This window comes from Bacillus sp. SIMBA_026 (assembly GCF_046535335.1).
GTDB lineage: Bacteria > Bacillota > Bacilli > Bacillales > Bacillaceae > Bacillus > Bacillus velezensis.
In genome coordinates, this window is record NZ_JAWRWX010000521.1 from 1 (window position 1) to 232 (window position 232).

The following is a 232-nucleotide window of genomic DNA, read 5'->3' on the forward strand; positions in this document are numbered from 1 at the left end:
CCGCGCCGGCCAACCGGCTGAGCTCGCACCCGCCTACGTCTTCCTGGCGTCCCCGGAGTCGAGCTACGTGGTGGGCGAAACCCTCAACGTCAACGGCGGCAACCCGACTCCGTAACCCAAGCCGTTGGTTGACGACGGCGGCGCACCCCGGTGGTTTCCCGGGCGCGCCGCCGTCGTGGGTTGCGGCAAGGGCGCGCAGCGAGGGTTGCAGCAAAAACGGGCGGCGCTACCG

The 232-nt window shown here is 71.1% G+C and carries 1 protein-coding gene; it reads left to right on the forward strand.

What is annotated here, in order from left to right; translation table 11 throughout:
* On the forward strand, positions 1-115 hold a 115-nt coding region (locus tag SB847_RS22390; protein WP_410578971.1), incomplete at its 5' end, for an SDR family oxidoreductase.
* Positions 116-232 lie beyond the last annotated feature (117 nt).